Consider the following 23,169-nt stretch of genomic DNA (forward strand, 5'->3'; position numbering starts at 1 on the left):
ATGCGTTCGTGTGTCCATGCAAGCCTTTGCCGCGCTTCTCGATTCGCTGATCTACACGCGGGGGCGGAACGCCAAGCTCAAGCTGATCGTCGATTATCTGCACGCGACGCCCGATCCCGATCGCGGCTGGGCGATGGCGGCGCTGACCGGCGATCTCGATCTGCCCGGCGTGAAGCCCGCGCAGATCCGGGCGCTGATCGAGGCGCGGGTCGATCCCGTGCTGTTCCGGATGAGCCGCGACTATGTCGGCGATACGGCCGAGACGGTCGCTTTGCTGTGGCCGGCGCCGGTGGTGCCGCCGCCCGATGCCGGTCCGCTGTCGATCACCGCTGCGGTCGACGCGCTGCGCCATCTGTCGCGCTCCGATGCCCCCGCGGTGCTCGCCGGCATGCTCGACCGGCTGGATGCGGAGGAGCGGTTCGCGCTGCTCAAGATGGCGACCGGGGGGCTGCGTATCGGCGTATCCGCGCGGCTCGCCAAGACCGCGCTGGCGCAGGCGTTCGGGCTGGATGTCGATGCGGTCGAGGAGGTGTGGCACGGCCTGTCGCCGCCCTACGCCAGCCTGTTCGCCTGGGCGGAGGGAAAGGGCGCGCAACCCACCCCGGCGGACGTGCCGGTCTTCCGCCCCTTCATGCTCGCGCACGGGCTGGAGGATGCGCAGGTCGACCTCGCCGATTATGCCGCCGAGTGGAAATGGGACGGCATCCGCGTCCAGATCGTCCATGTCGCGGGTAAGACGCGCCTGTACAGCCGTACCGGCGACGATGTGACCGGCAGCTTTCCCGACGTCGCCGCGGCCTTCACCACCCCCGGCACGGTCGATGGCGAACTGCTGGTGAAGGGCGAATTCCAGGGCGGTGCGTTGGACGACGGTGGTGGGGCGGCAAGCTTCAACGCGCTGCAACAGCGGCTGGGACGCAAGCAGGTGTCGGCGAAGATGCTAGCCGACTATCCCGCGTTCGTCCGCCTCTACGACATCCTGTTCGACGGTCCCGAGGATCTGCGGGCGCTACCTTGGACGGAGCGGCGCGACCGGCTGGAGGCGTTCGTGCCGCGGCTCGATCCCGATCGCTTCGATCTCAGCCAGGTGATCGCGGCCGACAGCTTCACGGAACTGGAGGCGATCCGCGCCGGCGCGCGCGATGCGGCGATCGAGGGCGTGATGCTGAAACGCCGCGACAGCCCCTATGTCGGTGGGCGGCGCGCCGGCCTGTGGTACAAATGGAAGCGCGATCCGCTGACCGCCGATTGCGTGATGATGTACGCGCAGCGCGGCAACGGGCGGCGATCGTCCTATTACAGCGACTATACCTTCGGCTGCTGGACCGAAGAGGGCGAGCTGTTGCCGGTCGGCAAGGCCTATTCGGGGATCACCGACGAGGAATTGCGGATGCTCGACAGCTTCGTGCGCCGCCATACGGTGAAGCGCTTCGGCCCAGTGCGCGAAGTGGAGAAGACGCTGGTGCTGGAGATCGCGTTCGATTCGATCCACACCTCCACCCGGCACAAGTCCGGCGTCGCGATGCGCTTCCCTCGCATCGCACGCATCCGCACCGACAAGCCCGCGGCAGAGGCGGATCGGGTCGAAACGCTGCGGCGGCTGGTGACGTAAGGCGGGAGCGACGTACAGGCTCCCCCCTACGCGACGTCATCCCAGCGAACGCAGCGGTTTCCCTGTTGTCGCGCCCAGCAAGAGCCGCTCGAGGCCCCTTCCTTCGCTAGGGCGACGTTTCCGGGGGGCGCCTGTCGATCAGTACGCCCGGGCGAGCAGCACGCGTTCGACGGCCGGCGCGCCGGTGAAGACGCAGGCGCCGTCCGCCGGGGCCTGATCGCCCGGCGCGTTGCGGATCGTCAGCTTCAGCGCCTTCAGCCGCTCGACCACCTGGTCGAGCGCCGCACCGGTGGGACGCGACCATTGCACCTCGACCCAGCCGGGGTTCTTCTGCCCTTCGGCGAAATGCGCCTCGACCGCGGCGAAGTCCGCCGCCGGCACGATCGCCGCCTGCATCCGCGTGGTCGCCTGTTCGTGCAGCGCCTGCTGGATCGCGGCGAGCAAGGCGGGCGCATCCGCCTCGAAATCGCCGCGCGGCATCACTGCCGCGTCGAGCTTGCCGTCCTCGCGATACAGCCGGTCGCGGCGGATCACTGAGACGTTGCCGCCCGCCATGTCGCGGCCGCCGATCTCGATCACGATCGGCGCGCCCTTCTTCACCCAGCCCCAGCGCTTGGTCGCGGCCTTGGCGGGCTTGAGGTCGAGCAGCGCGCGCACCGGCTCGCCCAGCGCGGTCAGGCCGGCGAGGTTCGACTGGATGTCCTTGGCGTAGGCGATCAGCGCCTCGTCCTCGGGCTGATCGCGCAGCATCGGGACGATCACGATCTGCCACGGCGCGATGCGCGGCGGCACGCGCAGGCCGTCGTCGTCGCCATGGACCATGATCACGCCGCCGATCATGCGGGTGCTGACGCCCCAGCTGGTCGTGTTCGCCAGCTCCAGCTCGCCGCTGGCATTCTGGAAGCGGATGTTCTGGGCGTGCGCGAAATTGGTGCCGAGGAAGTGGCTGGTGCCCGCCTGCAACGCCTTGCCGTCCTGCATCATCGCTTCGATGCTGTAGGTCGCGACCGCGCCGGGGAAACGCTCGTTCTCGGGCTTCTCACCCGCGACGACCGGCAGCGCGAGGCAGGTTTCGGCGAAGTCGCGATAGACTTCGAGCATCTTGCGCGTCTCTTCGCGCGCTTCGTCGGCGGTCGCGTGGGCGGTATGCCCCTCCTGCCACAGGAATTCGCTAGTCCGCAGGAACATGCGCGTCCGCATCTCCCAGCGCACCACATTGGCCCATTGGTTGATGAGCACGGGCAGGTCGCGCCACGACTGCACCCAGCGGGCAAAGGCGGTGCCGATCACCGTCTCCGACGTCGGGCGCACGACCAGCGGCTCTTCCAGCTTGGCGGCGGGATCGGGCCTCAGGCCGCCGTGGCCGTCGGGGATCAGGCGATGGTGCGTGACGACCGCCATCTCCTTGGCGAAGCCCTCGACATGCTCGGCTTCCTTTTCGAAATAGGACAGCGGGATGAAGAGCGGGAAGTAGCAATTCTCATGCCCCGTCGCCTTGATCCGGTCGTCGAGCAGGCGCTGGATTCGCTCCCAGATGCCATAGCCCCACGGCCGGATGACCATGCAACCGCGCACGCCCGATTCCTCGGCAAGGTCGGCCTCGGTGATGACGGATTGATACCAGGCGGCGAAATCGGCGTCGCGGGTGATGGGGAGAGCGTGCTTCATGGTGGTGGCTCTTATCTCCGACGGACGTTTCCGTCACCCCGCAAGTCCTCCCCCGCCAGGGGGAGGTGGCAGCGCCGCAGGCGGTGACGGAGGGGGAGGTAAGCGAGAGGCTTCCTCGCGCACGGCACCGGGCACCTCCCCCTCCACCATTCGGCTGGCGCCGAACGGTCCCCCTCCCCCTGGCGGGGGAGGAATTTAGGTCGCGCCCTCGCTCCCAATCCCGCTACAGCCCCGGCATGAACGACCGCATCCTGCCCGCGATCGGCCTGCGCCTGCTGTCGGTCGTGTTCTTTGCCGCGATGAATGCCAGCATCAAGCTGGCCGAACATGCCGGCGCGAGCGTGGTCGAGATCCTGTTCTTTCGCCAGTTCGGCGCGGCGCTGCTGGTGTCGGCCGTCATCGCCAGCGGTCCCGGCATGACGAGCGTCGCGACACGGCGACTGCCGGCGCATGTTGCGCGGGCGGTGGTGGGGCTGAGCGCGATGGCGCTGACCTTCCACGGGATCGTGCTGCTGCCGCTCGCCGAGGCGACGACGATCGGCTTCACCGTGCCGCTGATCACGACGATCCTGGGCGCACTCGTGTTGAGCGAGCCGACCGGGGTGTGGCGCTGGGGCGCGGTGGTGGCGGGGTTCGCTGGCGTGCTGATCGTCGCGGCGCCGGGCCTTGCGGCGAACGACGGGCATCTGCCGCTGGGCGGCGCGGCCTTTGCGCTGGGCGGGGCGTTCGGCACCGCCTGCGTCACGATCCTGCTGCGCCAGATCGGGCGGACCGAGGCGGCGCTGACCACCGTCTTTTGGTTTTCGACGCTGTCGCTGGTGCCGCTGTCGCTCTTCTACGTGCCGGTTGCCCAGAACCACGGGGCGTTCGGCTGGGCGTGCCTGGCCGCGGTCGGTGTGCTGGGCGGCTGTGCGCAGATCGCGATGACCAATTCGTTGAAGCTCGGCCCCGTGTCGGTGGTGGTGCCGATGGATTATTCCAGCCTGTTGTGGGCGACCGCGCTCGGCTGGCTGATCTTCGACACCTTGCCGGCCAGCGCGACCTGGATCGGCGCGCCGGTGATCATCGCGAGCGGCCTGATCATCGTCTGGCGCGAGCAGGTGCGCCAGCGGCAGGAAACGATCGCGGCAAGCGCCGACGACGTCGCCTAGCCGTCGAAGCGGCGCAATCCGGCGCTTCACGCCGAGTCGATCAGCCCCCATATGGACGCCATGTCGTCGCGCGCCCGCGTTCTCGTCCTCAATTCCGCGCTCGGCCCGCTCGACTATCGCGTGCCGGCGGGCTCGCATGTCGAGCCGGGATCGGTGGTCATCGCGCCGCTGGGTCCGCGTCAGTTGCTCGGCGTGGTGTGGGAGCCCGAGCGGATGCCATCGGATGCGGAGGTCGGCGACAACCGCCTGCGGCCGCTGCTCGGCGTGGTCGACGTGCCGCCGCTCGCCGCGCCCTTGCGCCGGCTGATCGAGTGGGCGGCGGATTATTATCTCGCGCCGCCCGCCGCCGTGGTGCGGATGGCGCTCGCCTCCACCTCCGCGCTGGAGGGGGCGCGGACCGTCACCGAGTATCGCGCCACCGGCACCGTGCCGCCGCGCCTCACCCCACAGCGCGAGCAGGCGCTGGAGCGGATCGGCGACCGGCAAGGCCTGATCCGCGAGCTCGCCACCCTCGCCGACGTGTCCGACGCGGTGGTCCGTGGGCTGGTGAAGGCCGGCGCGCTGGAGGCGGTGAGCGTCGATATCGACAGCCCCTATCCGCATCCCGACCCGGCCTTCGGTCCGCCGACGCTGGCCGAGGCGCAGCAGGCCGCCGCGGACGAGCTGGTCGCCGGGGTCGCCGCCCATGAATTCCGCCCCACCCTGCTCGACGGCGTCACCGGATCGGGCAAGACCGAGGTGTATTTCGAGGCGGTGGCCGAAGCGATCCGGCAGGGGCGGCAGACCCTCGTGCTGCTGCCCGAGATCGCGCTGACCGAACCGTTCCTGAAGCGCTTCCACGACCGTTTCGGCTGCGAGCCGGTGGCGTGGCATTCGGGCCTACGCTCCACCCAGCGACGGCGGGCGTGGCGCGCGATCGCGAGCGGCGAGGCGCTGGTGACGGTGGGCGCGCGGTCCGCTTTGTTCCTGCCCTATCGCAACCTCGGCCTGATCGTCGTCGACGAGGCGCACGAGACGAGCTTCAAGCAGGAAGAGGGCGTCCATTACCATGCCCGCGACGTCGCGGTGATGCGCGGCAAGTTCGAGCAATGCCCGGTGATCCTGGCCAGCGCGACCCCGGCGATCGAGACGCGCCAGCAGGTGGCGCTGGGCCGCTATGCCGAACTGAAGCTGCCCGGCCGCTACGGCCCCGCCGAGATGCCGACGATCGAGGCGATCGACCTGATCCAGCACCCGCCCGAACGCGGCACGTGGATCGCGCCGAAGCTGGTGACGGCGCTGCGTGAGACGTTCGAGAAGGGCGAGCAGTCGCTGCTGTTCCTCAACCGTCGCGGCTATGCGCCACTGACGCTGTGCCGCAATTGCGGGCACCGCTTCCAATGCCCCAATTGCACCGCCTGGATGGTGGAGCATCGCCTCACCCGCCGGCTGGCCTGCCACCATTGCGGCCATGTGATGCCGACGCCCCGCGCCTGCCCGGAGTGCAAGGCGGAGGACAGCCTGGTCGCCTGCGGTCCCGGCGTCGAGCGAATCGCGGACGAGGTGGCGACTTTGTTCCCTGAGGCGAAGACCGCGGTCGTCACCAGCGACACGATCTGGTCGCCGGCCAAGGCTGCGGAGTTCGTCGGCCGGATGGAAGCGGGCGACATCGACATCGTCGTCGGCACGCAGCTCGTCACCAAGGGCTATCACTTTCCCAATCTGACATTGGTCGGCGTGATCGATGCCGATCTGGGGCTGGAGGGCGGCGACCTGCGGGCGGCGGAACGGACGTTCCAGCAGATTCGGCAGGTGTCGGGGCGTGCGGGGCGTGGAGCCAAGCCGGGGCATGTGTTCATCCAGACGCACAGTCCGTCGGCGCAGGTGATGCAGGCGCTGATCACCGGCGATGCCGAGGCCTTCTACGAGGCGGAAACCGAGGCGCGTCGCGATGCCGGCGCTCCGCCCTTTGGCCGCTATGCCGCGATCGTCGTGTCGTCGGAGGAGCAGGCGTGTGCGCATGAGGTGGCGCGTGCGGTGGCGCAGAGCGCGCCACGGGTGGATGGTATGGCGGTCTATGGCCCCGCCCCTGCCCCGCTCGCCATGCTGCGGGGGCGGCATCGCTATCGGCTGCTGGTGCATGCCCGGCGCGCGCTCGACGTGCAGGACGTGATCCGCGACTGGCTGGGCGGGCTCGACTGGCCGGCGAAAGCGCGCGTGACGGTGGACGTCGATCCGTATAACTTCCTGTAAGGACCAATACCGGTCCAAAGGATGACGGCATGACGACGCGGCGCGGGTTTCTGGGTGGCATGGCGGCGGCAAGCGGAGCGGCGGCGATGCCCGCGATGGCGGCGAGCCCGGATCGCGCGCTGATCGTGTCCACCTGGGATTTCGGTGCGGCGGCGAACGATGCGGCGTTTGCGCGGATGAAGGCGGGGGGCACGTTGCTCGACGCGGTCGAGGCAGGGGCGATGGTGCCGGAGGCGGACCCGGAAAACCATTCGGTCGGCTATGGCGGCTATCCCGATCGCGACGGGCATGTGACGCTGGATGCGGTGATCATGGACGATGCCGGCGGCGTCGGCGCGGTCGCGGCGCTGGAGGATACGGTGCATGCCATCTCCGTCGCGCGGCGGGTGATGGAGAAGACGCCGCACACCTTGATCGTCGGCGAGGGCGCGACGCGGTTCGCGCGCGACCAGGGCTTTCCGAAGGTCGATCTGCTGACGCCGCCGGCGGAGAAGGCGTGGCGCGAGTGGCTGAAGACCTCGCAATACACGCCGGTCGCCAATATCGAAAACCGCCGCGCGCCTTTGGGCGGTGCGCTGGATCACGACACGATCGGGTTGCTGGCGCGCGACGCCACGGGGCGGATGGCGGGGGCCTGCACCACGTCGGGCATGGCGTTCAAGATGCGCGGGCGGGTGGGCGATTCGCCGCAGGTCGGTAGCGGATTGTACGTCGAGGCGGGCGTCGGTGGCGCGACCTCGACGGGGCTGGGCGAGGAGGTGACGCGGATCGCGGGCACGGCGCGCGTCGTCGCATCGATGCGCGCCGGGCTAACGCCGCAGGCGGCGTGCGAGGAGGTGGTGAAGCATATCGCCAAGCTGCGCGGGGATGCGATCAAGGGCGTGCAGGTGGGCTTCCTGGCCCTGTCGCCGCAGGGCGAGGTGGGGGCGTTCTGCCTGTTGCCGGGCTTTACCTATGCGGTGACCGATGCGGCGGGGCGGACCGTAGTGCGCAAGGGGCGGTCGCTGTTCACTGCGTGAGCGACGATGGACACCTTGGCGGAAACGATGCGGGGGTATCGTTTCCGGTCTGATTGAAACACTCCGTCACCCCGGACTTGATCCGGGGTCCCGCTTTTTGGTCGTCGGAGAAGAAGAAGCGGGACCCCGGCTCAGGGCCGGGGTGACGGGAATGGGGTTAGCCGTGGTGAGAAAGAGCCGGGATTCGCCGGCTGTATCGGGGTGACGGGCTGTAGGACAGCCGGTGCCGATTATGTGCCTTTGCGCAGGGACTTAGCGGGAGGGCGATCCAACAGTCTGGATCGCCGCCGGCCTCGGATCGATTACGCCGCGTGTTCGGCGAGGACGGTGAGGCCCTGGGCGTTCACTTCCGCAAAGCCGCCCTGGATCGCGATGGTTTCGGGCTGGCCGCCTTCGGTGCGGTAGACCGAGAGCGCGCCGTCGCGGACGGTGGACATCAAGGGCGCATGGCCCTCCAGCACGCCGAAGTCGCCTTCGGTGCCGGGCACGACGACCATGTACACGTCCTCGGAGCGGACGAGCTTTTCGGGCGTGACGAGTTCGAAGTGCAGCATGTCAGAGTCTCGTTTCAATCACGCGATCGAACGCGGTGATGGCCGCGTCGAATTTGTCCCGGCAGCCGGGATTGCAGAAACCGACCACCGCGCCGCGATAGACCGTCAAGGCATCGTCGCTGATCGGCTTACCCGACCAGGGACAGACGGCGTTGACGGCGTCCTCGCGGCGCAGCGCGGGCATTAGGCCTCGGCGGCCATCTTTTCGGCCTTGGCGACGACTTCGTCGATGCCGCCGACCATGTAGAAGGCTGCTTCCGGCAGGTGATCATATTCGCCGTCGACGACCGCCTTGAACGAGCGGATCGTGTCTTCGATCTGCACGAACTTGCCGCTGATGCCGGTGAAGACTTCGGCGACGTGGAACGGCTGGCTGAGGAAGCGCTGGATCTTGCGCGCGCGGGTCACCGTCAGCTTATCCTCTTCGGACAGTTCGTCCATGCCGAGGATGGCGATGATGTCCTGCAGCGACTTGTAGCGCTGGAGCAGCGACTGGACGGCGCGCGCCGTGTCGTAATGCTCCTGGCCGACGATACGCGGTTCAAGCACGCGGCTGGTCGAATCGAGCGGATCGACCGCCGGATAGATGCCAAGTTCCGAGATCGCGCGGTTGAGCACGGTCGTTGCGTCCAAGTGGGCGAACGAGGTCGCCGGCGCCGGGTCGGTCAAATCGTCCGCGGGGACGTAGACGGCCTGCACCGAGGTGATCGAGCCCTTGTTGGTCGAGGTGATGCGCTCCTGCAGCGCGCCCATGTCGGTCGACAGCGTCGGCTGGTAGCCCACCGCCGACGGGATGCGGCCGAGCAGTGCCGACACCTCCGCGCCCGCCTGCGTGAAGCGGAAGATGTTGTCGACGAAGAACAGCACGTCCTGTCCTTCCTGATCGCGGAAATATTCCGCGATGGTCAGGCCCGACAGCGCGACGCGGGCGCGGGCGCCCGGCGGCTCGTTCATCTGGCCGAACACCAGCGCGACCTTCGATCCCTCGCTGATCGGATTGCCCTCGGCATCCTTGGCGATGACGCCCGCGTCGAGGAATTCGTGGTAGAGGTCGTTGCCCTCGCGGGTGCGCTCGCCGACGCCCGCGAACACCGAGGTGCCGCCGTGGCCCTTGGCGATGTTGTTGATCAGTTCCTGGATCAGCACGGTCTTGCCGACGCCGGCGCCGCCGAACAGGCCGATCTTGCCGCCCTTCGCGTACGGCGCGAGCAGGTCGATGACCTTGATGCCGGTGACCAGGATCGCGCTGTCGGTCGACTGGTCGACGAATTCCGGCGCCTTCGCGTGGATCGGCGCGCGCAGGTCGGTGGCGACCGGGCCACGCTCATCGATCGGCTCGCCGACGACGTTCATGATGCGGCCGAGCGTCGCCGGACCGACGGGAACGCTGATCTGCGAACCGGTGTCGCGAACGGTCTGACCGCGGGTCAGGCCCTCGGTCGCGTCCATCGCGATCGTGCGGACGGTGTTCTCGCCCAGGTGCTGCGCAACCTCGAGCACCAGCTTGGTGCCGTTGTTGTCCGTTTCCAGCGCCGACAGGATCGCCGGCAGCGTTTCGGGGAAGTGGACGTCGACGACGGCGCCGATGACCTGCGCGATCGTGCCGGTGGTGTTGCTGCTGCCCGTCGACTGGGTCGGGCGGATGTCGTCTGCGGCGGTTGCCATGGCGGTTCTTCCTGCTTCGGATTCGTTAGAGCGCTTCGGCGCCGGAGATGATCTCGACCAGTTCGGTCGTGATCGCGGCCTGGCGCGTGCGGTTGTACTGGATGGACAGGCGGTTGATCATGTCGCCCGCGTTGCGCGTCGCATTGTCCATCGCGTTCATGCGGCTGCCCTGTTCCGACGCGGCGTTTTCCAGCATCGCGCGGAAGATCTGGATCGCGACGTTGCGCGGCAGCAGGTCGGCGAGGATCGACTCTTCGTCGGGCTCGTATTCGACCACCGCGGCGGGGGCGGAAGTGTTGCTGGAAGTGGACGAAGTGGAGGGTACGTCCTTGTCCAGGACGTCCACCGCGACCGGAATGATCTGACGGCCGACGGGCAGCTGGACGAGCGCCGAGACGAACTTGGCGTAGAACAGGTGCGCGACGTCGAACTCACCCGCGGCGTAGCGCGCGAGCAGGTCGTCGGCGACTTCGCGCGCCTGCTGGAAGCCGAGCACCTTGTGCTGGCCCAGCTCATGGTCGGCGAGGATCGCGTTCGGGTAGAAGCGACGCAGCACGCGGCCCTTCTTGCCGGCGAGGTAGAAGCGCACGGTCTTGCCCTGCGCCTCCAGCTCCTCCGCCTTGCGGCGGGCGGCGCGGACGATGTTGCTGTTGAACGCACCGGCGAGGCCGCGTTCCGAGGTCGCGACGACGAGCAGGTGAACCTGGTCCTTGCCGGTACCCGAGAGCAGCGGCGAGACGCCAGCGCCGCCCGCCAGCTGGCGCGACAGGCTGGCGACGACCGCCTCCAGCCGCTCGGCATAGGGACGGCCGGCCTGCGCCGCTTCCTGCGCACGGCGCAGCTTGGCGGCGGCGACCATCTTCATCGCCTTGGTGATCTTCTGGGTCGATTTGACCGAGTTGATCCGGATCTTGAGGGCCTTCAACGACGCCATTGTTGTCCTTCATGTGTCCCCGCGAAGGCGGAGACCCAGTACTGGGCTCCCGCCTGCGCGGGAGCACATTGAACGTTACGCGAAGGTCTTCGCGAACTGGTCGAGCGCGGCCTTGAGGCCTGCCTTCGCCTCGTCGCCGAGATCGCGGGTGTCGCGGATCTTGGTGAGGACGTCGGCGTGGTTGGCGCGCAGGTCGGCGAGCATCGCGGCTTCGTAGCGGGTCACGTCCGCGACGGGGACGTTATCGATATAGCCGTTGGTGCCGGCGAAGATCGACGCGGTCTGCTCCTCGAACGGCATCGGGCTGAACTGCTTCTGCTTGAGCAGTTCGGTCAGGCGCGCGCCACGGTTCAGCAGCTTCTGCGTCGAGGCGTCGAGGTCCGAGCCGAACTGCGCGAAGGCGGCCATTTCGCGATACTGCGCCAGCTCGAGCTTGATGCTGCCCGACACCTTCTTCATCGCCTTGGTCTGCGCGGCCGAGCCGACGCGGCTGACCGACAGGCCGACGTTGATCGCGGGGCGGATGCCGGCGAAGAACAGGTCGGTTTCGAGGAAGATCTGGCCGTCGGTGATCGAGATCACGTTGGTCGGGATGTAGGCCGACACGTCGCCCGCCTGCGTTTCGATGATCGGCAGCGCGGTGAGCGAGCCGCCACCGTTGGCGTCCGACATCTTCGCAGCACGCTCGAGCAGGCGGCTGTGCAGATAGAACACGTCGCCGGGGTACGCTTCACGGCCCGGCGGACGGCGCAGCAGCAGCGACATCTGACGATAGGCGACCGCCTGCTTCGACAGATCGTCGAACACGATCAGCGCGTGCATGCCGTTGTCGCGGAAATATTCACCCATCGCGGCGCCGGTGTAGGGCGCGAGGAACTGCATCGGTGCGGGCTCCGACGCGGTCGCGGCGACGACGATGGAATATTCCATCGCGCCATTCTCTTCCAGCGTCTTGACGAGCTGCGCGACCGTCGAGCGCTTCTGGCCGACCGCGACATAGACGCAGTACAGCTTCTTCTTCTCGTCGGTGCCGGCGTTGACGCCCTTCTGGTTGATGAAGGCGTCGATCGCGACGGCGGACTTGCCGGTCTGGCGATCGCCGATGATCAGCTCGCGCTGGCCACGGCCGACGGGAACGAGCGCGTCGATCGCCTTCAGGCCCGACTGCATCGGCTCGCTGACCGACTGGCGCGGGATGATGCCCGGCGCCTTCACCTCGACGCGGCTGCGCTGGTCGGCGACGATCGGGCCCTTGCCGTCGATCGGGTTGCCGAGGCCATCGACCACGCGGCCGAGCAGGCCCTTGCCGACCGGCACGTCGACGATGGTGCCGGTGCGCTTGACGGTGTCGCCTTCGCGGATTTCGGCGTCCGAACCGAAGATCACGACGCCGACGTTGTCGGCTTCGAGGTTCAGCGCCATGCCCTGCACGCCATTGGCGAATTCGACCATCTCGCCCGCCTGGACGTTGTCGAGGCCGTAGATGCGCGCGATGCCGTCGCCGACGCTGAGCACCTGGCCGGTCTCGCTGACCTGGGCCTGGTCACCGAAGTTGCTGATCTGGTCCTTGATGACCTTCGAGATTTCTGCGGCGCGGATATCCATTTGCGTTAGCCCTTCATCGCGTGCGCGAGAGTGTTGAGACGGGTGCGGATCGACGAATCGATCATTTGCGAACCGATACGGACGACCAGGCCGCCGAGCAGTTCGGGGTCGACCGACAGGTCGACGGAAACGTCGCGGCCGACGCGGGTGCGCAGCTGCTGCTTGAGTTCGCCGACCTGTTCCTCGGTCAGCGGATGCGCGCTGGTGACCTCGGCCGACACTTCGCCGCGATGGCGGCTGGCGAGCGCGCGGAAGGCGCGGATGATCTGCGGCAGCGCGGCGAGGCGGCGGTTTTCGGCGAGGACGCCGAGGAAGTTCTTGGTCGTCGCGTCGAGGCCCATCGCGTCGGCGGCGGCGAGCACCGCCTTCACCGCGGCGCCGCGGGCGACCAGCGGGCTGGTGGTGAGCTTGGCGAAGTCCTCGCTGTCGCGTAGCGCGTCGCGGACCGCCACGAGGCTCGCCTCGACGGTGTCGATGCTCTTCGAATCGCGGGCGAGTTCGAACAGCGCGATCGCATAGCGTCCGCCCAGGCTCGCCTGGATACCGCCGCCCAAATTACCGCTGGATGTCTCCACGGAATCGAAGTCCTCGTGCCGAAATGTTGGCCCATGGGGAAGAGGGCGCGCGAGTTCGCGCACCACTTATGGGTGGCGGGCGGCTAGCATGGGGGGCGAACAAGCGCAAGTAGACGCGCAGCTTCTGTTCAGGAACGGGGCCGTAACGATGGCAACAGGGTAAAACGGGAGGCGGATGATGCGGTGGGCGGCGATCGTATTGGCGGGACTGGCGATCACGGGCACGGCGCGGGCCGAGGTGCTGCACGTGGCCGGCGTGTTCGGCGCCAATGCGCGCGCGGCGAGCTTGCTGCCGACGATCGGGATCGGGCCGTTCGACGGCGCTTATGGCGGTACACTGGCCGATGCGATCGAGCGGCGGCTGGCGAAACTGGGCGCGGACGGCGTGCCGCATGCGGTGCTGGTGCCCGCGGGCCTGCGCCCCGACGGGCTGCTGTCCGGCCATACCGGCGTCGAGGTGGCGAGTAACGATTATACCGAAAGCCGCGAGCGCTGCGTCGAGAAGAACAAGGATGGTAAATGCGTCGCCCGGCAGCGCTATGTCGTCCGCTGCACCAGCCGCACGGTCGATTTCCGCGCGGACCTGGTGATGCGCGAGGCGCGGAGCGGCGAGAAGCCGTACGACACCACCAAGACGCGGCATGACTTTTCGAGCTGGTGCGAGGACAGCGGCATCGCGACCGATGTCGGCTTCACCGTCGGCAGCATGGCCGATTCGATCGCGCAGGAGGTGCGCCTCGACCTCGCCCCACATGCAGAGGATTATAAGGTGCGCGTCCGGGAGGAGCGCGACGGCCTGCCGCCCGACATCGCGAAACAGTTCAAGGCCGCGGTCCATCTGACCAAGAGCGACGAACACGCGGCGTGCGACGCCTTTGCCGCGATCGACAAGGCGGTGCCCGATCAGGGATCGACGACGTTCAACCTGGCTTTGTGCGCCGAAGCCGCGGGCCGCTATGCCGAAGCGGCGGACCGCTATACGCGGGCGCGGCTGTTCGCGCCGGATGCGGGCAGCGCGGTGAGCAAGGGGCTGGAGCGCGTGGCGAGCCTGGCCGCGGGGCGCGACGATGTCGCGATCATGCGCGCACGGTCGCCGGTGCGCGGCACCGGGTTTTGATCGCAAGCCGCGGGATGAGCGGCGCCCGCCCGCGCGCTATGACGGGGGCATGAGCGAGATCGATCAGGATGCGGCCTGGGCCGCCTTCGTGGCGCGGGACAGGAGTCAGGACGGCGCGTTCGTCGTCGCGGTCACCAGCACGGGCATCTATTGCCGGCCGAGCTGCCCGGCGCGGCGCCCGGCACGGTCGAACGTGCTCTTTCTGGCAGATGGCGCGGCGGCGCGGGCGGCAGGCTATCGGGCGTGCCGGCGCTGCCTGCCCGATGGCGTGGCGCGCGACACGCAGGCGGTGGCCGACGCCTGCGCGGCGATCGCGGCGGCGGAGGGGCCGGTGACGCTGGCGGAGCTGGTCGGCGTGGTGGGCTATGCGCCCCATCATTTCCAGCGGGTCTTCACGCGGGCGACGGGGGTCAGCCCCGCCGCTTACGGGCGGGCGGTGCGCGCCGGACGGGCGGCGGCGTCGCTGGATGCGGGCGCGGGCGTGACCGAGGCGATCCACGCCGCGGGCTATGGCGCGGCGAGTCGTTTCTATGCCGACGGCGCCGCGCGGCTGGGCATGGCGCCGCGCGCGAGGGCTAAGGGTGCGGCGGGGCTGACGATCCGCTGGACCGTGGTGGCGACCAGCCTGGGACCATTGCTGGTCGCGGCGACCGAGACTGGCCTGTGCCGGATCGCGTTCGACGAGGATGCGGGCGCGCTGACGGCGCATTTCCCGCAGGCGACGATCGTACCGGGCGATGCCGCGCTGGCGACGCTGGCGGCGGAGGTAGTCGCGCTGGTCGAGGCGCCGGGACGCGACGCGGGCCTGCCAGTCGATGTGCAGGGCACGGCGTTTCAGGAGGCGGTGTGGCAGGCGCTGCGCACCATCCCGGCGGGCGAGACGCGCAGCTATGCCGAGCTGGCCGCGGCGGCCGGACGGCCGGGGGCCACGCGCGCGGCGGGGACGGCCTGCGGGCGCAACCCGCTGGCGGTGCTGGTGCCGTGCCACCGGGTGACGCGCGGCGACGGTGCGATGGGCGGCTATGCCTGGGGCGTGGAGCGCAAGCGTGCGCTGTTGGCGCGCGAGCGGGGGTAGCGGTGCGTGATGCCGCTTGGGTGGTGCATGCGAGCGCGGTGTGCGGTTTCGGGCTGATCGGCCTCGGGTTCTCGAAGACGATGCCGGGGGCGTGATCGGCGCGATCGGGTGACGCCTAAGGCGGTAGATGGGAGTGTCTGCGGTCGCGAGGCTCCCCTGACCTCCCCCTCCGTCATGCCTGCGGCATGCCACCTCCCCCTGGCGGGGGAGGACTTGGTGGGCTTGGCCTATGGGGTCGGCTGGGGGCCTGCGCTAGTCCAGCGTTACGTCGTCCTTCTTGCCGCCGGCCGCAGCGAGCGCGGCGGGGCCGGTCTTGCCGGCATCGATCTGGGCGAGCAGGCGGGCGGCGGGGTTGTCCACGGGGGCATGCGGGGAATAGGCGAGCGTTCGGAGCGCGAGGCGCGCGTCGTCGGTCTTGCCGTCGAGCAGCGACTGGACGCCGTAGGCGAAGGTCAACGCCTCGTCTTGCGGCACGAGCATATGCGCCTGTGCCAGCGCAGCCTTCGCGTTCGCGGTTGGCACGTCGTGTGCCATGCCGAAGCTGGAATAATAGAGCATGAGGGCATAAGCGTCGTTGTTGTCGAGCTTGTTCGCTTTCAGCAGCCACGAGCGCGCCTCTTTCCACACGGCCGGGTCCTTGGCGTGCGCGGCGCTGGCGCGGCGGAGGTGGACCTGCGCCTTGTAGACCAAAGCCTGCGACGATTTCGGATCGAGTGCGAGCGCCCGATCCGCCGCCGCCTCGGCAACGTCGTTGCGCCCCGCATCCAGCGCCATTTCCGCAAACCAGCCCTGGACCACGGGATCGTCGGCATATTTCGCCGCGATCGGCGTGGCTTCGGCGAGGATTGGCTGCGCCGTTTCGCGATTGACGCCCCGATCGGACCGCATGCGGAGCGCGATCATCGCCTTTTCGCCCGGCCGTAGCGGTCTGAGGCTCACCTCGGGCTTGGGCAGCCGATCGTTGGACAATTTGTACGCGGGGAAGCTGGAACCGCTGAGGCGCTTGTTCATCTCCTTATTCAGCGCCTTGAGGTCGCCGAAGGCCTTGGTCGCCGCCTCGCTGCTCGGCATGCCCTGGTTGAACAGGGTGAGGTAGGTGGAGAATTGCGCCGCACGCGTCCGGTCGAGCGCGAGGACGTGCGTGAGCAGCCAGCCGCGCGCATACAGCTCGCTCGTTTCCGAATCCGACAATTTGCGGCGATCGGTGGCGAACAGCTTTTCCGCCGACATGCCCTGCCCTTCCAGCAGCGTATAGGCACGATGCTGCGCCGGTGCGCCGATCCAGAAGACGTCCTTGTCGAACCGCGTCGTCGACATGAACTCCGCGAACCCTTCCGAATACCAGCGCGGCACCGCAAGCTCGGAATGCCCGAGCAACGCGTGATGCGCATATTCGTGGAACAGGACGATCTGCGGATCGAGCCCGCCCTCCGAGCGATCGCTGCGACCGGGGGTGAAGGCGACCGATCCGCTGGCGCGGCCATCATAAAAGCCCGCAATGTTCTTGCCGCCGGCGCCGAACAGCCGCTGGACCACCGAATCGTTGGCGACGACGTAGACGGTCAGCTTGTTCGAGGTATCGATGTCGGTGTCGGGCAAGCCGCGCACCAGGCGGATCGCCGCATCGAACCGCTCCAGCTGCTCGGCCTGCTTGCGCACGGCATCGGCGCTGTCGTTGGCGTAGACGACGACGTGGCGACCGGTCGCTTCATACCATTCGGCCTGTGCGGGCGCAGCGAGCGTGGCCGCTCCGCTCGCCGCCGCCATCATGCCCCGTATCGCGAATCGCATCCCCCGCCCCCTTCGGTCCGATGTGGGCAGCGTAACGCGGCCCGTGCGAGGTGCCAGCGGTCTTTTGCGGCCGCTGCTCGTCGTTGCGATCGATCGGGCTCAGCCTGCGCGGCGGCAGGTGTAGACGAGCTTTTCGTTGGGGAGCGGGGGCAGCGCGGCGCGCTGGGCGGATTGCTGCTGGACCAGGCGTTCGGTGGCGACCGGATCGACGGTGCAGCGCTGGCCGACGGTCTTCGCACTCAGGCTGCGCAGTGCTTGCATCGCCTGCGCGCCGAGCATGTAGCGCGTGACCGTCAGGCGGCGGGTGACGGGGTCGAAGACGCGCGACGACACGGTCTGTTCGTCGTTGGGGACGGTGAGGCGCTGCCACGCGTCGCCGGTGGCGAGATATTGGGTGCGACCGTCGGCGCAGCCGCTCTTGCCCCAGTCGAGCGTCACGTCGTCGGTCGACGAGACGGTGACGCGGCTGGCGTCGGCCTGCAACGTACAGACGAGCTTGCCGAGCGGCGCGTTGGGCACCGCCTGGCGGGCAACAAGGGCGACGGGCGGCAGATCGGCGCGGGCCGAGGGGCGCAGGACGAAGGTCGCGATGCCCGCCGCCATCGTCGCGGCCCCGATACCCGCGGCCCAGAGCGCGGCGCGGCGGCGGCCCTTTGCGTCGAGCAGGCCGGCGCCGCCCAGCCCCATCGCACCGAAGACCAGCAACAGGCCGGCGATGCCCATGACATTCTCGCGGCGCGCCTGTGCGGCCTCGCGCGCGGTGGCCAGCGCTTCCTCGCGGCCCATGGCGGCGCGGGTCGCTGCTTCGCGGGCGCTGGTGAGCGCGTCGGCGCGGGCGCGGGCGTCGGCCTCGCTATCCTGCCGCAGCCGCTCCTCGATCGAGGTGCAAGGCGCGCCGGTGGTGGCGAAGGGCTGTTTGGCGGTGCGCAGGAAGGCGGCGAGTTCGGTATCGGCGATGGCGAAGCCGAACGAGCTGTCGCCCTCTTCGCCGCGGGTGATCGCCGAGTTGATGCCGATCACCCGGCCGCAGCGATCGAGCAGCGGCCCGCCCGAGTTGCCGCGCGCGATGCTGGCGGTGTGGAGCAGCACTTCGGTGCCGGTGAGGTTGCGCCGGCCGGAGAACACACCCTCCGACCGCACCGGTGAGGTGGGACGGATATAGTCGGCGGCGGACTTGGCGGTCGCGAGGTCGACGTTGCCAGGATAGCCCAGAGCGACCACCGCATCGCCTTCGCCGATCGGCCCGGTGTAGAGCGTCGCGGGCGGCAGGCTGGCGCCGGTGAATTCGATCAGCGCGAGGTCGGCGCGCGCGTCATAGGCGATGACGCGGCCCTGGTAGCTCTTGTCGCCTTCGGACGGCACGACGCCGACGACGACATTGTCGGGATAGCGTTCGGCAAGGTCGACGACATGCGCGTTGGTGACGACGCGATTGGGCGCCACCGCGACGCCGCTGCCATGGCCGAAGCCCACCACCTGCCCGTCGACCACCGCGATGGTGACGACGCGCACCACGCCGCGCGCGGTGGCGCCGATATCGTCGGCGCGCGCCGGCTGGGTCCAGCCGAGGAGCAGCAGCAGGGCGAGAAACAGGCGGCGCATGGCCCGGTCTCGAAGGCTAGCCACGCCACGCTGTCAAGCCGGCTGCGGCGCATCGTGGTTAGGAAAATGTCAAACCTTGCCCCCTACCCCTCTCGGCAGGACCATATTGGAATTGGGTATGAGCGCGTTCGGGCGTCGGAACGGAATGGGTGGCGGACAGCCGGCGAGGCCGGCGTTCGGCGTCGCGCGCCCGATGCAGAGCAGCGGCGTGGCGCCGCGGCCGGCGGAAGACACGCCGCCGGGCAGCCAGTTCCCGCCGATCGAATCGGCTTTGCTCGCGCCCGAGGATCCGCTCGCCCCCGCGCCGCCCGCCGGCACCGTCGATGCGATGGCACGGCTGACCGAGCGCCAGAATGCCAGCGGCGATGCGGGCAGCAGCCGCAACGAGGGCTTCGAAGCCTCGATCCACAAGATCAAGGAACAGGTGCTGCCGCGTCTGCTGGAACGCGTCGATCCGGAAGCCGCGGCGACGCTGAGCAAGGACGAGCTGGCCGAAGAATTCCGCCCGATCATTGGCGAAGTGCTCGCCGAGCTGAAGCTGACGCTGAACCGCCGCGAACAGTTCGCGCTGGAAAAGGTGCTGGTCGACGAGCTGCTCGGCCTGGGGCCGCTCGAAGAGCTGCTCGCCGACGCCGCCGTCACCGACATCATGGTCAACGGGCCCGACCAGACCTATGTCGAGCGCAAGGGCAAGCTGGAGCTGGCGCAGATCCAGTTCCGCGACGAGGAGCATCTGTTCCAGATCGCGCAGCGCATCGTCAATTCGGTCGGTCGCCGCGTCGATCAGACCACGCCGCTCGCCGACGCGCGCCTGAAGGACGGCAGCCGCGTCAACGTGATCGTGCCGCCGCTGAGCTTGCGCGGCACCGCGATCTCGATCCGTAAATTCTCCGCCAAGCCGATCACGCTCGACATGATGGCCGGGTTCGGCAGCATGAGCCCCAAGATGGCGACCGCGCTGAAGATCGCGGGCGCCAGCCGGTTCAATGTCGTCATTTCGGGCGGTACGGGTTCGGGCAAGACGACGATGCTCAACGCGCTGTCGAAGATGATCGACCCGGGCGAGCGCGTGCTGACGATCGAGGACGCGGCCGAATTGCGGCTGCAGCAGCCCCACTGGCTCCCGCTGGAAACGCGGCCCGCCAACCTGGAGGGCCAGGGCGAGATCAGCATCCGCGACCTGGTGAAGAACGCGCTGCGTATGCGCCCGGATCGTATCATCCTGGGCGAAATCCGCGGGTCCGAGTGTTTCGACATGCTCGCCGCGATGAACACCGGCCACGATGGTTCGATGTGTACGCTCCACTCCAACTCCCCGCGCGAGGCGCTGGCGCGTATGGAGAACATGGTGATGATGTCGGACATCAAGGTGCCCAAGGAAGCGATCAGCCGCCAGATCGCCGACAGCGTCGACATGATCATCCAGGTCAAGCGCCTGCGCGACGGCAGCCGCCGCGTGACCAACGTCACCGAAGTGATCGGCATGGAAGGGCCGGTGATCGTGACGCAGGAATTGTTCAAGTTCGAATATCTGGACGAAAGCGCCGACGGCAAGATCATCGGCGAATATCGCTCGATGGGCCTGCGCCCCTATACGCTCGACAAGGCGAAGCAGTTCGGCTTCGACCAGGCGTTCCTCGAGGCGTGTCTGTAAGGCGGGGTGGCCGGATGACCGCGGCGATCCACGCGCGTGACATGGCGACGACGCGGGATGCGGCGCTGCGCGGACCGGGCCTGTACGACGCGGTCAAGCGCGTCGTCATGGCGCGGCCGCTCGCCTGGCTGATGCTGCTCGGCGCAATGTTGCGCGTCTGGGCGGCGCTGACCCCCGGCTTTCATCACCCCGACGCGATCTATCAATATCTGGAGCCCGCGCATCGCCTGCTGACCGGCGAGGGCGTCATCACCTGGGAATGGCGCACGGGCATCCGCAGCTGGATGCTGCCCGCCTTGCTCGCCATCCCGCTGGGAATCGGCGAGGCGATCTACCCGAACGGTCTGCTGCCGATGATCCTGCCCCGCTTTGCCACCGCGGCGGCGTCGCTCGGAATCATCTGGGCGGCGTGGGATATCGGGCGACGGCATAGCGCGACCACCGGGGTGCTCGCCGGCATCGTCGCGGCGACCTGGTTCGAGATCGTCTTCTTCGCCGCCGAAACGCTGGCGGAGCCGATCGCGGTCACGGCCTTCCTGCCCGCCGCCGCTCTGCTGACCGCAAGGCATGCCGGGCCACGCCGCATCGCCGCGGCGGGCGCCTTGTTCGCCTTCGCCGCGCTCGCCCGGCCGCATTACGCTCCCGCTGCGGCAGTGCTGGTGCTGGTGGAATGGCGGCGCGACCTGTTCGACGGCAAGCGCTGGGCAATGTTGCTCGCGGGAGCACTCGCGGTCGCCGCGGCCAGCGCGATCGTCGACGCCGCACGCGGGCTGGTGCCGTTCGCCTGGATCCTGGGCAATTTCGAACAGAATATCGTCCACAACGTTTCCGCGCGCTACGGCACCTTCCCGGCGCTGGCCTATGTCGCGTGGTTCATGGAAGTGTGGTCGTGGTGGATGGTGCCGGCGGTGATCGGCATCTTGTACGGCTGGCGACAGGCGCCCGGGCTACTCGCCGCGGCGGCGGTGACGCTGGTGATCCACAGCCTGATCCCGCACAAGGAATATCGGTTCATCTTCCTCGCCTTTACCGTGCTGGTGATCCTGGCCGCGCTGGGCTGGGGCGAGATCATTGCGATCGCCCGTGCGCGGCTGTCGCAGGGGCAGGCGCACGCGGTGACGGTCGGCGTCTTCGCGGCTTTCGCGCTCGCCTCGATCGGCCTGGCGCAGGGCAAGCTCGCGCCCAATCAGCTGTCGCCCAACGCGGACGGCTGGCGGACCTTTGCCCATCTGCGCGCCGATCCGGCCGTGTGCGGCGTCGCGCTGGTCAAGCCCGCCAGCTTCGCCGTGCTGCCAGGTGCGGTCGCGCTGCGCCGGGGCACGCCGATCAGCATGTTCTGGACGGGCGATTCCGCCGATCCCGCCGACCGCCCCATGGCGAATGCGCTGGCGCATCAGGCGGGGTTCAACCGCATCGTCACCGCGACCCAGGGCACGCTGCGCGTTCCCGCCGGCTGGCGCGTCGACCATTGCGAGCAAAGCTGGAACATCCGGATGTGCGTGCTGGCGCGCAGCGGCGGCTGCACGGGGGCAAGCGAATCCCCCTTCCTCATCAACCGCGCGATGGCCCGCACGGGTTTATAGGTCGGTTCGGGCGCGCTAGGGTGCGCCCGATGCGCGTCCTCCTACCGTTCGCCCTGCTGCTGCTCGCCGCGGCACCCCCGCCTGCGGGACGCGAGGGCGTCGCGACGCTGGCCGCGGATACCGATGCGCGCTGGGTGCCGTTTGACCTGACGCCGGGCAACCAGATCCGCTTCACGCTGACGCTGGACGGGGCGCCGTTGACCGCGATCCTCGATACGGGGGTGAGCTATTCGGTGCTTGCGCGTGCCGCCGCCGATCCTGCGCGCGTGCAGAGCGACGGGCAGGCGACCGCGATCGGCGGGGCCGGCAGCGGCGCGGTCGCGGTCGGGTGGCAGCCGACGCGGACGCTGACGATCGGCGGGCTGACGCGCAGCGGCGGCGGCGTCACCGTCGCCGACCTGCCGGCGCTGGCGACGGGCAGCGCCAAAGCCGTCGACATGCTGATCGGGCGCGACGCGATCGGCGGGCAGGCGCTCGACATCGACTATGCAAACCACCGGTTTCGCCTGCTCCCCTCCGGCCGGCTGCCGTTCGTCGGCGCGCTGGCGCCGCTGACGATCTCGCCCGCGCGCCATGTCTACGAAAGCCAGGTCAGGATCGGGCGCCGCACGCTGTCGCCGGTGATCGTCGATACCGGCGATGGATCGGCGCTGACGCTGTCGGAGAGCGCGGCGAAGCGCGCGGGCGTGACGCGGCTGCCGAGCACCACCACCGTCTCGTTCGGTCTCGCCGGCGAGACGGTGAGCACGCTGACGATCGTGCCGATGATCACGATCGGCGAACAGGCGATCCGTAGCGTCGAAACGCGGATCGAGCCGGCAAACGGCTTTTCCGAGACGATCGGCGTCGCCGGCCGGATCGGGTCGGGGCTGTTGCAGAATTATCGCGTGCTGCTCGATCCCGCCGCCGGACGCATGGTGCTGAAGCCCGGCCCCGATGCGAACCGGCCGCCGCTGCGATCGACCAGCGGGCTGCTCGTCGGGTTGGAGCGCGACCGGCTGAAGGTGCTGCACGTCATGCGCGGCGGCCCCGCGGCGACGGCAGGGTGGCAGGTCGGCGACCTGATCTGCCGGATCGACGGCCAGCCGATCGGTGCGGACTATCCGACGATCGCGCTCGCCAAATGGTCGATCGGTACGCCGGGCACGATCGTGCGGCTGGGCCTGTGCGATGGCACCGTCCGGTCGCTGACGCTGAAGCGCTTCTATTAGACCCGACCGCCGTTCGATGCGGTGTGGGAAGTCCTCCCCCGCCAGGGGGAGGTGGCATGCCGCAGGCATGACGGAGGGGGAGGTAAGGGTAGCGCCTCGTTATGAGGGACGTTCCTGTCCG

18 protein-coding genes are annotated in these 23,169 nt (G+C 68.9%); 9 read left to right on the top strand and 9 right to left on the bottom strand.

All coding sequences use genetic code 11. The annotated features are described in order from the left end of the window. The first annotated feature begins 16 nt into the window (after positions 1 to 16). On the top strand, positions 17 to 1,612 hold the full coding sequence (locus SPHME3_RS0102315; RefSeq protein ID WP_017977464.1) for a cisplatin damage response ATP-dependent DNA ligase: 1,596 nt from the start codon (positions 17 to 19) through the stop codon (positions 1,610 to 1,612). Positions 1,613 to 1,750: 138 nt separating this feature from the next. Here SPHME3_RS0102315 and proS read toward each other — a convergent pair whose 3' ends face one another. Continuing rightward, positions 1,751 to 3,280, bottom strand: a complete 1,530-nt coding sequence (gene proS / locus SPHME3_RS0102320; RefSeq protein ID WP_017977463.1) for a proline--tRNA ligase — start codon at positions 3,278 to 3,280, stop codon at positions 1,751 to 1,753. 236 nt (positions 3,281 to 3,516) lie between these two features. Here proS and SPHME3_RS0102325 point away from each other — a divergent pair, with 236 nt between their 5' ends. From SPHME3_RS0102325 to SPHME3_RS0102335, 3 genes are read left to right on the top strand one after another with little or no spacing between them, the layout of a single operon-like run. Beyond that, the gene (locus SPHME3_RS0102325; protein ID WP_018250534.1) at positions 3,517 to 4,431 is read left to right on the top strand and encodes a DMT family transporter; all 915 of its coding nucleotides are present in this window, start codon (positions 3,517 to 3,519) and stop codon (positions 4,429 to 4,431) included. 60 nt (positions 4,432 to 4,491) lie between these two features. After that, complete coding sequence (locus SPHME3_RS0102330; protein WP_024310433.1) at positions 4,492 to 6,663, top strand: primosomal protein N'; 2,172 nt, start codon at positions 4,492 to 4,494, stop codon at positions 6,661 to 6,663. 29 nt (positions 6,664 to 6,692) lie between these two features. Further along, positions 6,693 to 7,682, top strand: coding sequence for a N(4)-(beta-N-acetylglucosaminyl)-L-asparaginase (locus SPHME3_RS0102335; protein WP_017977460.1), 990 nt, complete (start codon positions 6,693 to 6,695; stop codon positions 7,680 to 7,682). 302 nt (positions 7,683 to 7,984) lie between these two features. On the opposite strand, the gene SPHME3_RS0102340 is transcribed toward SPHME3_RS0102335, so the two are convergent. The 6 genes from SPHME3_RS0102340 to SPHME3_RS0102365 form a co-directional block, all read right to left on the bottom strand. Beyond that, positions 7,985 to 8,236, bottom strand: coding sequence for an ATP synthase F1 subunit epsilon (locus SPHME3_RS0102340; protein WP_017977459.1), 252 nt, complete (start codon positions 8,234 to 8,236; stop codon positions 7,985 to 7,987). Position 8,237: 1 nt separating this feature from the next. Next, the gene (locus SPHME3_RS0102345; RefSeq protein ID WP_017977458.1) at positions 8,238 to 8,420 is read right to left on the bottom strand and encodes an eL24 family ribosomal protein; all 183 of its coding nucleotides are present in this window, start codon (positions 8,418 to 8,420) and stop codon (positions 8,238 to 8,240) included. Beyond that, on the bottom strand, positions 8,420 to 9,901 hold the full coding sequence (gene atpD, locus SPHME3_RS0102350) for a F0F1 ATP synthase subunit beta (protein ID WP_017977457.1): 1,482 nt from the start codon (positions 9,899 to 9,901) through the stop codon (positions 8,420 to 8,422). The genes SPHME3_RS0102345 and atpD overlap by 1 nt, the downstream gene beginning before the upstream one ends. A 25-nt stretch (positions 9,902 to 9,926) precedes the next feature. Further along, positions 9,927 to 10,835, bottom strand: coding sequence for a F0F1 ATP synthase subunit gamma (locus SPHME3_RS0102355; RefSeq protein ID WP_017977456.1), 909 nt, complete (start codon positions 10,833 to 10,835; stop codon positions 9,927 to 9,929). 75 nt (positions 10,836 to 10,910) lie between these two features. Further along, positions 10,911 to 12,440, bottom strand: a complete 1,530-nt coding sequence (gene atpA, locus SPHME3_RS0102360; RefSeq protein ID WP_017977455.1) for a F0F1 ATP synthase subunit alpha — start codon at positions 12,438 to 12,440, stop codon at positions 10,911 to 10,913. Between the two features lie 5 nt (positions 12,441 to 12,445). Further along, on the bottom strand, positions 12,446 to 12,994 hold the full coding sequence (locus SPHME3_RS0102365; RefSeq protein WP_017977454.1) for a F0F1 ATP synthase subunit delta: 549 nt from the start codon (positions 12,992 to 12,994) through the stop codon (positions 12,446 to 12,448). Between the two features lie 196 nt (positions 12,995 to 13,190). Between SPHME3_RS0102365 and SPHME3_RS0102370 the strand changes: the two genes are divergently transcribed. Continuing rightward, positions 13,191 to 14,132, top strand: a complete 942-nt coding sequence (locus SPHME3_RS0102370; protein WP_017977453.1) for a hypothetical protein — start codon at positions 13,191 to 13,193, stop codon at positions 14,130 to 14,132. A gap of 49 nt (positions 14,133 to 14,181) precedes the next feature. After that, a complete protein-coding gene (locus SPHME3_RS0102375; protein ID WP_017977452.1) occupies positions 14,182 to 15,207 on the top strand; it encodes a methylated-DNA--[protein]-cysteine S-methyltransferase in 1,026 nt (341 codons plus the stop codon). A 252-nt stretch (positions 15,208 to 15,459) separates the two neighbouring features. Here SPHME3_RS0102375 and SPHME3_RS0102380 read toward each other — a convergent pair whose 3' ends face one another. Both SPHME3_RS0102380 and SPHME3_RS0102385 read right to left on the bottom strand, forming a co-directional pair. Next, the gene (locus SPHME3_RS0102380) at positions 15,460 to 16,998 is read right to left on the bottom strand and encodes a hypothetical protein (RefSeq protein WP_020486350.1); all 1,539 of its coding nucleotides are present in this window, start codon (positions 16,996 to 16,998) and stop codon (positions 15,460 to 15,462) included. A 99-nt stretch (positions 16,999 to 17,097) separates the two neighbouring features. After that, positions 17,098 to 18,600, bottom strand: a complete 1,503-nt coding sequence (locus SPHME3_RS0102385; protein WP_017977450.1) for a S1C family serine protease — start codon at positions 18,598 to 18,600, stop codon at positions 17,098 to 17,100. Between the two features lie 118 nt (positions 18,601 to 18,718). On the opposite strand from SPHME3_RS0102385, the gene SPHME3_RS0102390 reads away from it, so the two are divergent. Genes SPHME3_RS0102390 through SPHME3_RS0102400 form a run of 3 tightly spaced genes read left to right on the top strand, consistent with a single transcriptional unit; the run spans position 18,719 to position 23,048 of the window. Beyond that, on the top strand, positions 18,719 to 20,254 hold the full coding sequence (locus SPHME3_RS0102390) for a CpaF family protein (protein WP_029720768.1): 1,536 nt from the start codon (positions 18,719 to 18,721) through the stop codon (positions 20,252 to 20,254). A gap of 14 nt (positions 20,255 to 20,268) precedes the next feature. After that, positions 20,269 to 21,837, top strand: coding sequence for a glycosyltransferase family protein (locus SPHME3_RS0102395; RefSeq protein WP_018250535.1), 1,569 nt, complete (start codon positions 20,269 to 20,271; stop codon positions 21,835 to 21,837). Between the two features lie 29 nt (positions 21,838 to 21,866). Further along, positions 21,867 to 23,048 (top strand): aspartyl protease family protein, encoded by a 1,182-nt coding sequence (locus SPHME3_RS0102400; protein ID WP_017977447.1) that lies wholly within the window; start codon positions 21,867 to 21,869, stop codon positions 23,046 to 23,048. Positions 23,049 to 23,169 lie beyond the last annotated feature (121 nt).

The sequence above is a fragment of the Sphingomonas melonis DAPP-PG 224 genome, from assembly GCF_000379045.1.
Lineage (GTDB): Bacteria > Pseudomonadota > Alphaproteobacteria > Sphingomonadales > Sphingomonadaceae > Sphingomonas > Sphingomonas aquatilis.

Coding starts and splice junctions, on each gene's coding strand:
- SPHME3_RS0102355 (WP_017977456.1), bottom strand. CDS start 10,835: ATGGCGTCGTTGAAGGCCCTCAAGATCCGGATCAACTCGGTCAAATCG.
- proS (WP_017977463.1), bottom strand. CDS start 3,280: ATGAAGCACGCTCTCCCCATCACCCGCGACGCCGATTTCGCCGCCTGG.
- SPHME3_RS0102345 (WP_017977458.1), bottom strand. CDS start 8,420: ATGCCCGCGCTGCGCCGCGAGGACGCCGTCAACGCCGTCTGTCCCTGG.
- SPHME3_RS0102380 (WP_020486350.1), bottom strand. CDS start 16,998: ATGCGATTCGCGATACGGGGCATGATGGCGGCGGCGAGCGGAGCGGCC.
- SPHME3_RS0102395 (WP_018250535.1), top strand. CDS start 20,269: ATGACCGCGGCGATCCACGCGCGTGACATGGCGACGACGCGGGATGCG.
- SPHME3_RS0102340 (WP_017977459.1), bottom strand. CDS start 8,236: ATGCTGCACTTCGAACTCGTCACGCCCGAAAAGCTCGTCCGCTCCGAG.
- SPHME3_RS0102390 (WP_029720768.1), top strand. CDS start 18,719: ATGAGCGCGTTCGGGCGTCGGAACGGAATGGGTGGCGGACAGCCGGCG.
- SPHME3_RS0102335 (WP_017977460.1), top strand. CDS start 6,693: ATGACGACGCGGCGCGGGTTTCTGGGTGGCATGGCGGCGGCAAGCGGA.
- SPHME3_RS0102315 (WP_017977464.1), top strand. CDS start 17: ATGCAAGCCTTTGCCGCGCTTCTCGATTCGCTGATCTACACGCGGGGG.
- SPHME3_RS0102400 (WP_017977447.1), top strand. CDS start 21,867: ATGCGCGTCCTCCTACCGTTCGCCCTGCTGCTGCTCGCCGCGGCACCC.
- SPHME3_RS0102330 (WP_024310433.1), top strand. CDS start 4,492: ATGTCGTCGCGCGCCCGCGTTCTCGTCCTCAATTCCGCGCTCGGCCCG.
- atpA (WP_017977455.1), bottom strand. CDS start 12,440: ATGGATATCCGCGCCGCAGAAATCTCGAAGGTCATCAAGGACCAGATC.
- SPHME3_RS0102375 (WP_017977452.1), top strand. CDS start 14,182: ATGAGCGAGATCGATCAGGATGCGGCCTGGGCCGCCTTCGTGGCGCGG.
- atpD (WP_017977457.1), bottom strand. CDS start 9,901: ATGGCAACCGCCGCAGACGACATCCGCCCGACCCAGTCGACGGGCAGC.
- SPHME3_RS0102370 (WP_017977453.1), top strand. CDS start 13,191: ATGATGCGGTGGGCGGCGATCGTATTGGCGGGACTGGCGATCACGGGC.
- SPHME3_RS0102325 (WP_018250534.1), top strand. CDS start 3,517: ATGAACGACCGCATCCTGCCCGCGATCGGCCTGCGCCTGCTGTCGGTC.
- SPHME3_RS0102385 (WP_017977450.1), bottom strand. CDS start 18,600: ATGCGCCGCCTGTTTCTCGCCCTGCTGCTGCTCCTCGGCTGGACCCAG.